The organism is Halomonas ventosae (assembly GCF_004361885.1).
Lineage (GTDB): Bacteria > Pseudomonadota > Gammaproteobacteria > Pseudomonadales > Halomonadaceae > Halomonas > Halomonas ventosae_C.
In genome coordinates this window covers 159,265-172,048 of the sequence record NZ_SNWH01000005.1, presented here as the reverse complement: position 1 = coordinate 172,048, position 12,784 = coordinate 159,265, and the positions used below count along the sequence as shown (strand labels likewise).

10 protein-coding genes are annotated in these 12,784 nt (G+C 66.7%); 1 reads left to right on the top strand and 9 read right to left on the bottom strand.

The features are described 5' to 3' along the window. Nucleotides 1-37 precede the first annotated feature (37 nt). From DFO68_RS06145 to DFO68_RS06105, 9 genes are all read right to left on the bottom strand, one after another. Nucleotides 38-1,504 (bottom strand): TolC family outer membrane protein, encoded by a 1,467-nt coding sequence (locus DFO68_RS06145; protein WP_133482782.1) that lies wholly within the window; start codon nt 1,502-1,504, stop codon nt 38-40. After that, nucleotides 1,504-2,880, bottom strand: a complete 1,377-nt coding sequence (locus DFO68_RS06140) for an HlyD family type I secretion periplasmic adaptor subunit (RefSeq protein WP_208107368.1) — start codon at nt 2,878-2,880, stop codon at nt 1,504-1,506. Before DFO68_RS06140 ends, DFO68_RS06145 begins: the two co-directional genes overlap by 1 nt. Further along, nucleotides 2,880-4,649, bottom strand: coding sequence for a type I secretion system permease/ATPase (locus DFO68_RS06135; protein ID WP_133482781.1), 1,770 nt, complete (start codon nt 4,647-4,649; stop codon nt 2,880-2,882). The genes DFO68_RS06140 and DFO68_RS06135 overlap by 1 nt, the downstream gene beginning before the upstream one ends. A 191-nt stretch (nt 4,650-4,840) precedes the next feature. Next, nucleotides 4,841-5,137: a nucleotidyltransferase domain-containing protein gene (locus tag DFO68_RS06130; protein ID WP_133482821.1), complete on the bottom strand. Its 297-nt coding sequence runs from the start codon at nt 5,135-5,137 to the stop codon at nt 4,841-4,843. Then, nucleotides 5,137-5,541, bottom strand: a complete 405-nt coding sequence (locus tag DFO68_RS06125; RefSeq protein ID WP_133482780.1) for a nucleotidyltransferase substrate binding protein — start codon at nt 5,539-5,541, stop codon at nt 5,137-5,139. Before DFO68_RS06125 ends, DFO68_RS06130 begins: the two co-directional genes overlap by 1 nt. 98 nt (nt 5,542-5,639) lie before the next feature. Next, nucleotides 5,640-6,905, bottom strand: coding sequence for a serine hydroxymethyltransferase (gene glyA, locus DFO68_RS06120; RefSeq protein ID WP_133482779.1), 1,266 nt, complete (start codon nt 6,903-6,905; stop codon nt 5,640-5,642). Between the two features lie 248 nt (nt 6,906-7,153). Continuing rightward, complete coding sequence (locus DFO68_RS06115) at nt 7,154-8,605, bottom strand: polyphosphate:AMP phosphotransferase (RefSeq protein WP_133482778.1); 1,452 nt, start codon at nt 8,603-8,605, stop codon at nt 7,154-7,156. Between the two features lie 9 nt (nt 8,606-8,614). Continuing rightward, entirely contained in the window at nt 8,615-11,218 is a 2,604-nt protein-coding gene (locus DFO68_RS06110; protein ID WP_133482777.1) for an ABC transporter permease, read from the bottom strand. Continuing rightward, the gene (locus DFO68_RS06105; protein ID WP_133482776.1) at nt 11,215-11,931 is read right to left on the bottom strand and encodes an ABC transporter ATP-binding protein; all 717 of its coding nucleotides are present in this window, start codon (nt 11,929-11,931) and stop codon (nt 11,215-11,217) included. Before DFO68_RS06105 ends, DFO68_RS06110 begins: the two co-directional genes overlap by 4 nt. 109 nt (nt 11,932-12,040) lie before the next feature. On the opposite strand from DFO68_RS06105, the gene DFO68_RS06100 reads away from it, so the two are divergent. Next, a complete protein-coding gene (locus tag DFO68_RS06100) occupies nt 12,041-12,667 on the top strand; it encodes an arylesterase (protein WP_133482820.1) in 627 nt (208 codons plus the stop codon). Nucleotides 12,668-12,784 lie beyond the last annotated feature (117 nt).

Sequence of the window (12,784 nt, the reverse complement as noted above, 5' to 3'; positions counted from 1 at the left end):
GCTGCCTCTGGAGAGAGAGAATCAGGGGCACCGGCGGTCAGCGACTCTGCTCGCCAGGCGAAATGCTCGCCAGCAGCGACATGCTATTCGCCAGATCGGTGGTTTCCAGATCGCCGATCGCCGATTCAAGCGTTAGCCGGTCCATGGTGAAGCTGCCCAGGGTGTCGACGAACTGAATGCGCTGGTCGTAGAGGCTGGCACGCGCGTCCAGCACGTCCACGAGGTCTCTCAGCCCCAGTTGTTCGCCACGCTCCGCCGCCGCGAGGAAGAGCTCGCTGGACTTGATGGCTTGGCGCAGTGCTTCCAGGCGCCGCACGTTGCCATCCAGCGAACGCAGGCGGCGCCTGACCTCCTGTACCGCCAGGTTGCGCTGGTTATCGATCGCCTTCTGGCTGGCTGCGGTACGCAGCTCGGCCTGGCGAACGCTGGCCATGGTACGCCCGCCGCGGAACAGCGGCACGCTGACCTCGACGCTAGCGCGGTAATCCTCGCTTGAGCGAAGCTTGTCGTCGCTGTTGCGGTCGCTGTAGCTGAGGTTGAGATTGAGTTCGGGGAAGTAGCCACTACGGCGAATGCCGGTCTCGCTCTGATTGATACGGCGTTCGGCTACGGCGCGCAGCACGTCGAGGTTGGCGGCAGTCCGTTCGATCCAGGCCTGGGGGTCGCCCTCGGGCGCGGAGACCTCGAGGGTGCCGAGGTTGGCGATGGCATGCCCCTGGAACTCGGGGCGGATGCCGGCCAGGCGCTCCAGCTCGCTGAGGGCATCGTCAAGCTCATTGGCCGCTTGAACGGCATCGGCAATCGCCTGGTCAAGACGTGACTGGGCCTCGAGCAGGTCAATGCGATTGCCGATGCCAAGCTCGTAGGCCCGCTGGGCCTGGCGCACCTGGAGCTCCAGCGAGGCTTGCTGGGCCTTCAGCAGGCCCTGCTTGCGGGACGCCAGGAAGGCGTTGACGTAGGCTTCGCTGATTTTCAGGGCGAGGTCGCGCTCAACAATGGCCAGATCGAGCTCGGCGGCGCTCACCTGGGCGTCGGCCTGCCTCAGCCCGCGCCAGCGTTCGAGGCTGAACAGCGGCTGCTGAAGCCGAACTTGCCAGTAGGTCTCGTCGATCTCTCCCGGACGCGTGGCCTGCTGCTCGAGCCCGAACTCGTCTGGGCTGGTCTGGATATTGGTGGAGTCCTGGTACAGATAGTTGCCGGAGGCGGTGACCTGGGGCAGCAGCTGAGAACGCGCCAGCGGTTTTTCCTGCTCGACGGCCTGCAGCTCAAGGCGCTGACGGGCCAGGTCGGCATCGTTATTGAGCGCCCTTTCGAACAGGCCGGGCAGCGAGGGCAGCTGCACCGCTGCGTCCGGGGCGGCCGGCTCCTTGAGCTCCTCCAGCGCCTGAAGCGATTGGGCATCGGCAGGAACATCCTGCGACTCCTGCCCAATGGCTGATGAGGCCATGGCAACCGTGACCGCAAGGGTCAGCGCCAGGGGGGTGAAAATCGCACGCCGTGGCATTACGCCTCCCGCATGGCGCGCGCCAGCATGTCGGTGATCGGCTTGGCAATGTAGCTGGCGAAGGTGCGCTCGCCGGTTTTGATGAGCACTTCCGCGGGCATGCCGGAGAGCAGCTGCATCTGCTCGGTCATGTCCTTTTCGCCTTCTTCGGTTACCCGAACGCGCGCCTTGTAGTACATCTGCCCGGTGGCTTCGTCCTCGAAGCTGTCGGCGCTGACGTGGATCACCTCGCCGGCGATCTCGTTGGTCAGGCGCTGGTTGAAGGCCGAGAAGCGAATCGTTGCCGGCTGGCCGATATAGATGTTGTCGATATCGCGATTGGGGATGCGCGCCTCGACGACGAAACCATCTCCCGACGGCACGATATCCATGATGGGGTCGCCTCCGCGGATCACGGCTCCCTTGGTATGCACCTTCAGGCCGACCACGGTACCGGCGACTGGCGCCTTGATGGTGGTGCGATTGACCTGGTCGCTGAGCGAGGTGATGCGCTCCTCGGCCTCGGCAATCTGTGACTGGGCATCGCGCAGCTGTTCGCCCACCTCGGATTGGAACTCCTGGCGGCGCACTTCCTTCTGGAGCTTGTTCTCGCTGATCTGCGACTTGAGGCGGGCGATCTGGGAGCGATGCTCGGCGATGCGCCCTTCGTATTCCAGCACCTGGCGCTCGAGTTCACGCAGGCGCTGGTTGTCGCCCAGCCCTTCGCGGAACAGCGAGCGGAAGTCTTGTGCCTCGGCCTTGAGCGAACTGACACGACGGCGGTTGATGGCGATCTGGGACTCGAGGCCGTCGATCTGCTCGCGCATCTGGTTGATCTGCTCATCCAATGATTCCAGCGCCCCCTGCAGGGATTCACGACGCGACACGAACAGGCTGCGCTGCACGGCCAGCACCTGTTGAACCCGCTGGAGATCGCTGTTGAGCAAGTCCTCGGGGAACACCAGTTTATCGGCGCCCTTCTGCTCGGCGAGCAGGCGAATCTCCATGGCACGGTTGATCAGGTACTGCGACTTGGCGATATCCAGCTGCGCCAGGGCCTGGGTGTCGCTGAGGACGATCAAGGGGTCGCCTGCCTGCACCTTGTCGCCATCCTCGACGAGCAGCTCTTCCACGATGCCGCCTTCCAGATGCTGCACGGTACGCTTGAAGGACTCCATGGAGACGCTGCCGGGCGCCACCACGGCGATGGCCAGGGAGGCTGTCATCGCCCAGATGCCGAAGCCGCCAAAGGCGATCAGCAGGATGATCAGCCCCAGGCGCTTGTAGCCCTTGTCGCTGGTCGGCAGTTGCTCCGAGTACTCGCCCTCGAGGGTGGCGGGCTTTCTGGGCGTGACGTCGATTTCACCCTGCGTGGGCATGTTGCGATCATCTGCCATTAGCTGGGCTCCTCCGAAGTGTCAGATTGGCCGGACTTTCCGCCCTGAATGGCGGACAAGCGAGCATTGGCGGTCTGGCTGACCTGCGCGGGCTTGCGGGCGAACTGGGCGAGTACTTCGTCGCGCGGGCCATACATGCTGACCTGGCCCTCCTTGAGCACCAGTAGCTTGTCCATGTTCTTGAGCACGCTGGTGCGGTGGCTGATCACGAAGAGTGTCACGCCTTCCTGCTTGAGCTGCTGGATGGCGCGGCTGAGCTGTCGCTCGCCGGCATCGTCGAGGTTGGAGTTGGGTTCGTCGAGCACCACCAGCACGGGGTCGCCGTAGAGCGCGCGCGCCAGCCCCACGCGCTGGCGCTGGCCGCCGGAGAGCGCGCCGCTGTTCGAGGAGATGTAGGTGTCGTAGCCGTTAGGAAGTTCGAGAATCATCTCGTGGACGCCGGCCTTGCGCGCCGCCTTGACGACCTTGTCGGGGTCGACCTCGCCGAAGCGGGCGATATTCTCGCTGATGGTGCCGTCGAACAGCTCGATATCCTGGGGCAGGTAGCCGATATGCGGGCCGAGCTCATCGCGATTGTAGTGGGTGATCTCGGCCCCATCCAGCCGCACGTTGCCGACCTGGGCCGGCCAGATGCCCAGCAGCACACGCGCCAGGGTCGACTTGCCCGCCGCGCTCGGGCCGATGATGCCGACATGCTCGCCGGCCGGCGTCTCGAAGTTGATGCCGCGGATGGTGGCCATGCGCGACCCGGGCGGTGCGGCTGCCACCGTCTCGATGGCGACATCGCCGCGGGGCGTGGGCAGCGACATGCGGCGATTGTCCTCGGGAATCTGCGTCAACAGCTCGTCGAGACGGCCATAGGCCCCGCGAGCCGCCACGAAGCCTTTCCAGCTGCCGATCATCTGGTCGATGGGCGCCAGTGCGCGGCCCATGAGGATCGAGCCGGCGATCATCATGCCGGCGGTCATCTCGGCCTGCAGCACCAGGTAGGCGCCCAGGCCCAGGATCATCGACTGGAACAGCAGGCGCAGCACCTTGGAGGCATTGGTCAGCGTGCCGGCCCGGTCGCTGGCGCGCGACTGCTTGGAGAGGAACTCGTGATGCTTCTCGGACCAGCGCCCCATGATGCCGGGCAGCATGCCCATGGCATGCAGCACCTCGGCATTGCGCAGGTTGGAGTTGGCCAGCTCCTGGGACTTGATATGATCGCTGTTGGCTTCGGCGAGCAGCCCCTTGGTGGCCTTCTCGTTGGCGATGGCCAGCGCCAGCAGCAGAACACCGGCACAGGTGGCGAAGATGCCCAACAGGGGATGGAACAGGAACAGCACGCCCAGGTAGATCGGCACCCAGGGCGCATCGAAGAAGGCGAACAGGCCGTTGCCGGTCAGGAACTGGCGCAGGCTGGTCAGGTCGTTGAGCGGCTGGGCGCTCTGCTGCCCCGGGGCGGACACGCTGCGCCGGAACATGGCACTGTAGAGGCGCGCATTGATGTTGGTATCCAGGCGGTTGCCCACCCGTACCAGCATGCGCGAGCGCACCAGCTCCAGCCCGCCCATGACCATGAACAGGAAGACCACGACCAGGGTGAGCATCAGCAGCGTCTCGGTGCTCTGAGTGCTGAGCACCCGATCGTAGACCTGAAGCATGTACATCGGCGGCACCAGCATCAGCAGATTGACGAACATGCTGAAGAAACCGACCGATACAAAGGAGCTGCGACACGCCTTGAGGGCACGCTGCAGATCCGTGGCATCCTGTTGCTTTGCCATGGGGTGAATCACCGTTGATAGAGTGAGGTAGCAAAACCGGGGTAAAGCAGATGCGGCAGAATAACAGAAGCGCCCCTACCGGGGGTAGGGCGGGGCGCCGGGATAGAGCCGGGATATCATAGCGGCGTTAGCCGGAATCCGTCAGCAACGAAACGTCTCGACGAGCAACCTGCGAACGCTGGCGAGTCAGCTTATGCGTCGTCGAAGCGCTGACCGACCCGATCGATGTGCGCACGCAACCCCTCATTATCGATATCCTGATATCGAATGACGTCAAAAAGGTAGGGCGTGTTGAGCTCATCCAGACGATTCAGGAGTCGGAGCAAATCATCATCGGAGACGCTGCCGTAAAGCACCAGATCGATATCGGAACCGGGCCGAAAGGTTCCCTTGGCCCTCGAGCCGTAGATCTCGACCTTCTCAACACCCGGGCACGTCGCCAGGGCCTGGCGGATAGCCTCGCTGGTGCTTTCGGGTAGCCCGAACATCAGCAATACTGCTCCATCGTTTGCCGAAACTGCTTCAATGCCGGGCAATAACGTCCGACGATCTTGGTGAACTCGGTTTCCAGAATGCTGCGACGGTAGGCATGCACCGTATGATTACGGGTTTCGATCATGTCCATCCAGACTTGGCCATCCTCCAGCAGCCCGAGATTGAAGGCATGGCGGGCCGCACTGCGCGATCCCGTGACGTTCTGGATGCCTTCGTGTTCGAGGTAATCCTTCATCACCTTCCAGGCAAGCTCGTGGGTGAACTCGAAGCGCTGGATGACCCCTTCCTTGATGATGTCCAACGTCGTGTCGCCATACGCCTCGACCGCCTGCTCCAGCTGGGAAAAGGCATTGCTGTAGTTGGCGAACCGCTGCTGCCAGCGAATATCGTCTTCCATCACCATCTCCTTTTCGCAAGGGCCACGACATGCAAGCAGGCCATGCCTCTTTCTAGGACATGGCCTGCCAGCGTCACTACCGCTTCACGCCATCACCCTCAGCGATACACCGGCAGGCGGTCGCAGACGGTCTCGACCTTGCCCTTGACCTCGACCTCGATGGGGGCGGTGTCCTCGCCCTTCGCCATCGCCTCAAGGATGTCGCAGATCCAACCGGCCAGCTCGGTACACTCGGCCTGGCCGAAGCCGCGGGTGGTCACGGCAGGCGTGCCGATACGCAATCCCGAGGTGACAAAGGGGCTCTGCGGGTCGCCGGGCACGGCGTTCTTGTTGACGGTGATATGCGCGCGCCCCAGGGCGGCGTCGGCGTCCTTGCCGGTCAGGCCCTGCTTGACCAGCGAGAGCAGGAAGAGGTGGTCCTGGGTGCCGCCGGAGACCACCTCGAAGCCGCGTTCGATGAACACCCCGGCCATGGCCTGGGCGTTGGCGACCACCTGCTGCTGGTAGCTCTTGAACTCGGGCGCCATGGCCTCCTTGAAGCAGATCGCCTTGGCGGCGATGACGTGCTCCAACGGGCCGCCCTGGCTACCGGGGAAGACCGCGGACTGCAGCTTCTTCTCGATCGCCTCGTCGCCTTCGCTCGAGAGGATCAGCCCGCCACGCGGGCCGCGCAGGGTCTTGTGGGTGGTGCTGGTGACCACATGGGCGTGGGGCAGCGGGCTCGGATAAACGCCGGCCGCCACCAGGCCCGCCACGTGGGCCATGTCGACCAGCAGGTAGGCGCCCACCTCGTCGGCGATCTCGCGGAACCTGGCCCAGTCGATCACCTGGGAGTAGGCGGAGAAGCCGGCAATGATCATCTTCGGCTTATGCTCGCGGGCCAGCTCGGCGACCTGGTCATAATCGATACGACCACTGTCATCGATGCCGTACTGCACGGCGTGGTAGTGCTTGCCGGAGAAGTTGGGCTTGGCGCCGTGGGTCAGGTGGCCGCCGGCGTCGAGGCTCATGCCCAGCACGGTGTCGCCCGGTGTGACCAGCGCTTGGAAGACCGCACCGTTGGCCTGAGAGCCGGAGTGGGGCTGGACATTGGCGTAGGTGGCGCCAAACAGCTGCTTGGCGTAGTCGATGGCCAGCTGCTCGACGATGTCGACGTACTCGCAGCCGCCGTAGTAGCGCTTGCCGGGGTAGCCTTCCGCGTACTTGTTGGTCAGCTGGCTGCCCTGGGCCTCGAGCACCCGGGGGCTGGCGTAGTTCTCGGAGGCGATCAGCTCGATGTGCGCTTCCTGGCGTGCGACTTCCTTCTGCATCGCATCGAACAGGGCATCATCGAAACCGGCAATCGTCATGTCACGGCGGAACATCGGCGGAAACCTCGCAAGACGGGAGAATCTAGAGCCACATGATACCCCAGCCCCCGGCGGCTTTCACATGAAAGGCGGTCATCTCGAAGAGAGCCCTTTTCAAGCCTACCCGCTACCGGACGAACCATGCCAACCGTAGGGCCGGTAAGCGAAGCGCACCGGGCGGATACACGAGGCGGCGCTGACCTCTGCGCCCGATGCGCCTGCGGCTTATCGGGCCTACCGATACCCGGCGCAACGTGCCGACCTCAATGCGCCGAGTCTAGACGCATCTCCAGCCGGCGATTGACCTCCTCGAGAACGGCGAGGCGCGCGCGGCGCTTGTCGTCGCAGGCGATCAGTGTCCATTCGGCGCCTGGCGACTGGGTGCGGGCGAACATCTCGTCGATGGCTTGCCGGTAGTCATCCCAGCGCTCGCGATTGCGCCAGTCTTCCTCGGTAAGCTTGTGGCGCTTGTGGGGCGTGGCGGCACGCGCCTTGAAGCGGCGCAGCTGCTCCTCCTGGCTGATGGCCAGGAACAGCTTGCCAAGCACCGTGCCATGGGCCAGTAGCTGGCGCTCAAACTCGCGGATCTCTGCATAGGCGCGCCGCCAGGCAGGCTCCGAGGCTAGCTTTTCGACCCGCTCCACCAGTACACGGCCATACCAGCTGCGATCGAAGATGGCGATGCGCCCATCCGCCGGCAGGCGACGCCAGAAGCGCCAGGCCCAGGGCAGTGCCAGCTCCTCGTCGCTGGGCGCGGCGATGCGATGAACCCGGTACTGACGGGCATCCAGCGCCGCGGTAAGCCGGTGGATGCTGCCCCCCTTGCCTGCTGCGTCTAGGCCCTCGAAGGCCAGCACCATCGGAATGCGGCGGCGGGCCGCCTCGCGGGCGTTGATGGCCAGGCGGCCCTGTTCTTTGGCAAGGCGCGCGGCATAGCGCGACTTCTTCAGCGATGTCTTGATTCGCGGATCGCTGAGCCGTATTGAGGGCGGTGCCGGCGCTTCGCCGGGTACGCGCTCCGAAACCCCGTCGGGTGCGCTCTCAGGCACCTCGGTGGGCCGAGCACATGGCGCGACCAGGGTCTGGTGCAGCAGGCCCCCTACCCGCTGGAGCTGGATGGCGGGGTCGCGGAAGGCGAGCCGATGCCAGGGCGCATGGTCGGCCGCGGTGGCATGGCGCATCTCGCGGCCTAGCACTGTGATGGCAGCATGCTGCAGATGGCGTTGCCAGTCGGTAGGGCTCAGCTGCCAGGCACGGATCGGGTCCGCCTGAAGCGCCTGCAGGTGACGACGCTGCTCACGACGACCGATATCCATCCATAGCTTGAGCAGCATCACGCCCTCGGCGGCCAGTTCGGCCTCGAAGGCGCGGATCTCCGCCAGCCTGTCGCGAAAGGCGCCCGGCGAGAGACGCCGTTCGGCGCGAGCGAACAGCGCGTCGCCGTACCAGCCATGGATGAAGATGCCGATGCGGCCACGGTCGGGGACGCGTCGCCAGAAGCGCCACCAGTAGGGGCGCTCGCGCTCCTCGCTACTGGGGCCCAGGGCATGCACCTCAGTATGACGGTTCTCCAGCCAGTGATTGAGCTCGTTGACCAGTTGTCCCTTGTAGGTGACGGCGTGGCCCGTAAGCAGCAGGATCACCGACCGCTCCTGGCGATGGGCGAGGTCGAGTTGGGCTTCCAGCAGGCGGGCACGCAGGGTATGGGTTTTCATGATGGAACCTCAGGCCTCGCCCAGCAGGCCGAGGCTGGCCGCCGGCGCCTGGCGACGCAGACCTCGCGAGAGCAGGTGGCCGATCAGCCCGATCAGCAAGGCGCCAGCCAGCGGCAGGGCCAGCCACAGCCCCCAGTGGAAACGCGGCGCCAGATCGAACCAGGTCAGGTAGATGCCGGCGGCCGCCAGTTCCGCCAGCAGCGCGCCCATCAGCCCGCTGGCCAGCCCCAGCACGGCGAACTCCGCCGCCTGCATCCGCGACAGCAGCCGGTTGCTGGCACCGAACACCCGCAGCAGCCCGGTCTCGTGAGCGCGCACCGGCAGGCTGGCGGTGAGCGCCGCATAGAGCACGCTGATGCCGGCCAGCAGGACGAAGCCCAGCACCAGCTCCACCGCGCGGGTGACCTGGGCCAGCACTTCGCGTACCTGGGCGAGAATGGCCTCCACGTCGAGCAGGGTGACACCCGGGAACTCACGCACCAGGCGGCGCAGCAGGTCACGGTCGTCGTCGCCGAGATGGAAGGCGGTGATGTAGCTGTGGCCGAAACGCTCCAGGGTGTCCGGGGGGAAGATCACGTAGAAGTTGGGACGAAAGCTCTCCCAGTCGAGGCTGCGCAGGCTGGTCACTTCGCCGGTGACCGTGTCGCTGCCGATGGTGAAGGTCAGACGATCGCCCAGGGTGAGGCCCAGGCGCTCGGCCAGGCCATTCTCCACGGAGATTGGCACCGCCGCCCCGCTGGCTGAGGCTTGCGGCTCGGCGGCGACTTCGTCAAGCCAGTTGCCCTCTTTACCCTCCTCCTGGCCTGCGGCGAACCACTCCCCCGCCACCACCCGGTTGCCTTCGGGCAGGGTCGCGCGCCAGGTCAGGTTGAGCTCGCGACGCAGGGCATTGTTGCCGCGCGCCTCGGCGGGCACCGCCTCGCGGGCCGGCTGGCCGTTGATGGCGGTGAGGCGTCCGCGCACCATCGGATAGAGGGCCGTGCGGGCATCGGCGGCACCGGCCAGCGCCGAGGCGAAGGCGTCCCGCTCCTGGGGCTGAATATTGATAGCGAAGTGATTGGGGGTGTCCGCCGGCAGCTGGGCCTGCCAGGTAGTGAGCAGGTCGCCACGCACCAGGGCGATCATCGCCACGGTGAAGAAGGTCACCGAGAAGGCCAGCAGCTGGCCGAGGCTCGCCTGGCGGCGCCGCGCCAGCTGCTGGCCCCCCAGCCGCAAGGCCGTGAGCATGCCATCGGCCGGGCCGCGGCCGCGCGGCAGCCGGGCGGTGCCGCGCAGCACCAGCCTCAGCAGCACGCCGCCGAGCCCCCAGAGCACCACCAGCATCACCAGCCCGCCCAGCAGCAGGCCGGCGGCGAGCCACAGGTCGCCGGAGTAGAGCCACAGCAGGCCGCCGAAGACCAGCGCCGCCACGCCCACCACCAGCCAGGCCGAGGGCGGCAGCGGGTCCAGCTCGCGGCGCAGCACCTTGAGGGCGCTGACGCGCTTGAGGCGCAGCAGGGTCGGCCCGGCAAACCCCACCAGCACCGCCAGGGCGGTGAACACCCCGAGCCACAGCGGCAGCAGGCCGGGCGCCGGCAGGCTGAACGGCAGGAAGGTCGCGAGCAGCGCGACCAGCAGTGCCTGCCCGGCCAGCCCCAGCAGGGCCCCCAGTGCCGAGGCGGCCAGCGCCAGCCACAGCAGCTGCAGCACGAACAGCCTGAGCAGGTCACGCTGGGTGGCGCCGAAGCAGCGCAGCAGCGCCGCGGTATCCAGGTGGCGCTCGACATAGCGACGGGTGGCCATGGCCACGGCCACGCCGGCCAGCAGCACGGCGGCGAGCCCTGCCAGGCTGAGGTACTGCTCGGCCCGCGCCAGGGCACTGCCCAGCTGGGGGCGGTCCTGGCGCACGTCGCGCACCTCGACGCCCTCGCGACGCAGCCGCTGCAGCAGCGGCTCGACCCGCGCCACGGCCTCGGCGCTGCCGGCGGCGAGCAGCTCATACTCGATCCGCGAGCCCTCCTGAACCAGGCCGGTGGCGTCCAGGTCGTCGCGGTGCATCATCAGCCGCGGGTTGAAGTTGCCGAAGCCGGCCGATTGATCGGGTTCGCGCTCGACCACCCCGCCCACCTCGAGCTGGGTCTCGCCCAGGCGCACCCGATCCCCCACCTCGAGCTCCATCAGCAGGGCCAGGCGCGGGGCTACCCAGACCTCGCCCGGCGGCGGGCCATGAGCCAGTGACTCGATGCCGTTGCCGCGGTCCACCCGGACGGTGCCGTAGTGGGGATAGACCGAGTCGACGACCTTGAGGCTGGCCGGCTGGAAGCGCTCACCACGACTGACCATGGAGACCATGTCGATCTGCTCGGAGAGCGTCAGGCCGGCGTCTTCGAGGGCCTCGCGGACCTCTGTATCGAAGGGTCGACCCTGCTCCAGCACCACGTCGCCGCCCGCGAGCTGGCCCGCTTGGCGGGTCAGGCCGCGGTCGAGGCGATCGAGGAAGAAGCCGATCATGGTGGAGGCGGCCACCGCCAGCGCCAGCGCCAATGCCAGGGCGCGCACGTCGGCGGCGCGCAGGTCACGGATCAGGCTTCTGGCGGAAAGGCGCAGCAGGGCCGGCCAGCTGGTTCGGCTCATGCCATCACCTCGTCGCGCGCCATCTCGACCAGCCGGCCATCCTCCAGGCGCAGGCAGCGATCACAGCGCCGCGCCAGGGCGTGGTCATGGGTCACCAGCACCAGGGTGGTGCCGGCCTCGCGGTTGAGCGAGAACAGCGCCTCGATGATGCGCTCCCCGGTGGTTGGGTCCAGGTTGCCGGTGGGCTCGTCGGCGAACACCAGCTCGGCGCCGGTGACGAAGGCCCGGGCCAGGGCCACGCGCTGCTGCTCGCCCCCCGAGAGCTGCTTGGGCAGGTGGTCCAGGCGCTCACCTAGACCGACACGGGTCAGCCAGTCGCGGGCCCGGGCCTCGGCCCCGGGGCTCGGCGACAGCTCCAGCGGCAGCAACACGTTTTCCAGGGCCGTCAGGGTGGGCAGCAGCTGGAAGTTCTGGAACACGAACCCCACCCGCCCCGCCCGCAGGGAGGCCCGGCCATCCTCGTCGAGGGCGCGCAACGACTGGCCGAACAGCGTGAGCTCGCCCCCGCTGGGCGTGTCCAGGCCCGCCAGCAGACCCAGCAGGGTCGACTTGCCGGCACCGCTCTGGCCGAGGATCGCCACGCTCTCCCCGGGAAACACCGCAAGCGACAGGTCACTCAGGATGCTCAGCCGCCGCTCGCCGCTCTCGACCTCCTTGGCGAGGTGATCGGCGTGTAGAATCGGTGAGACATGCGTTCGAGAGGAGACGGACATGACGATGGGCTTCCCTGTAGGTACGTGGGGCCAGCGAGCAAAGCGCTGGCTCGCAGGTTGCTGGTGGCCGATACGCTGGTTGTCGGCGCTGGGGCTGCCAGCACTTGGCATGACACTGCTGCTGGCCGGCGAAGCGGCGCAGGCGGCCCCCCGACCGCTGCTGCTGGTGATGGGCGACAGCCTGAGCGCCGCCTACGGCATCGAGCGGCAGGCCGGCTGGGTTAGTTTGCTGCAGGCGCGTCTGGACGGGAAGGCGCGCGTGGTCAACGCCAGCATCAGCGGCGAGACCTCCAGCGGCGCCGCCGCGCGACTGCCCGACCTTCTGCGACAGCACGAACCCGATATCGTTGTACTGGAACTGGGCGGCAATGATGGCCTGCGCGGCCTGCCACCCGGCCAGTTCGAGGCCAACATGCGGCGCATGATCGAGGACAGCCGGGCCGCCGGTGCCGAGGTGCTGCTGCTGGGCATCGACATTCCGCCCAACTACGGCCAGGCCTACCGCGACGCCTTCACCGGGGTCTACTACCGCCTCGCCGATGAGTTCGACCTGCCACTGGTGCCTTTCCTGCTCGAGGGCGTGGCCCTGAAGAGTGAACTGATGCAGAGCGACGGCATCCACCCCACGGCCGCCGCCCAGCCACGCATCCTGGACAACGTCTGGCCCAAGCTCGTGGCGCTGCTCGAAGCGAACGGCGTGAAGATAGATAGCGTTTCGCCACCGGACCAGACATAGACTAAATTTGGACCACTGACTCCTTGCCGTTGTGCGTCGGCGCGGCAAGCGCCCGCGCACCGGGCAAGCGAAGCAGCGCTAGGCCAGTGTGCCTCCCTGGCCGAGGCGCCTGCAGCT

Excerpts from the sequence above, each read along its gene's own strand:
- DFO68_RS06105 (WP_133482776.1), bottom strand. The coding sequence starts at position 11,931 with ATGTCCGTCTCCTCTCGAACGCATGTCTCACCGATTCTACACGCCGAT.
- DFO68_RS06115 (WP_133482778.1), bottom strand. The coding sequence starts at position 8,605 with ATGAAAACCCATACCCTGCGTGCCCGCCTGCTGGAAGCCCAACTCGAC.
- DFO68_RS06140 (WP_208107368.1), bottom strand. The coding sequence starts at position 2,880 with ATGGCAGATGATCGCAACATGCCCACGCAGGGTGAAATCGACGTCACG.
- DFO68_RS06100 (WP_133482820.1), top strand. The coding sequence starts at position 12,041 with ATGACACTGCTGCTGGCCGGCGAAGCGGCGCAGGCGGCCCCCCGACCG.
- DFO68_RS06135 (WP_133482781.1), bottom strand. The coding sequence starts at position 4,649 with ATGGCAAAGCAACAGGATGCCACGGATCTGCAGCGTGCCCTCAAGGCG.
- DFO68_RS06110 (WP_133482777.1), bottom strand. The coding sequence starts at position 11,218 with ATGAGCCGAACCAGCTGGCCGGCCCTGCTGCGCCTTTCCGCCAGAAGC.
- glyA (WP_133482779.1), bottom strand. The coding sequence starts at position 6,905 with ATGTTCCGCCGTGACATGACGATTGCCGGTTTCGATGATGCCCTGTTC.
- DFO68_RS06130 (WP_133482821.1), bottom strand. The coding sequence starts at position 5,137 with ATGTTCGGGCTACCCGAAAGCACCAGCGAGGCTATCCGCCAGGCCCTG.
- DFO68_RS06125 (WP_133482780.1), bottom strand. The coding sequence starts at position 5,541 with ATGGAAGACGATATTCGCTGGCAGCAGCGGTTCGCCAACTACAGCAAT.
- DFO68_RS06145 (WP_133482782.1), bottom strand. The coding sequence starts at position 1,504 with ATGCCACGGCGTGCGATTTTCACCCCCCTGGCGCTGACCCTTGCGGTC.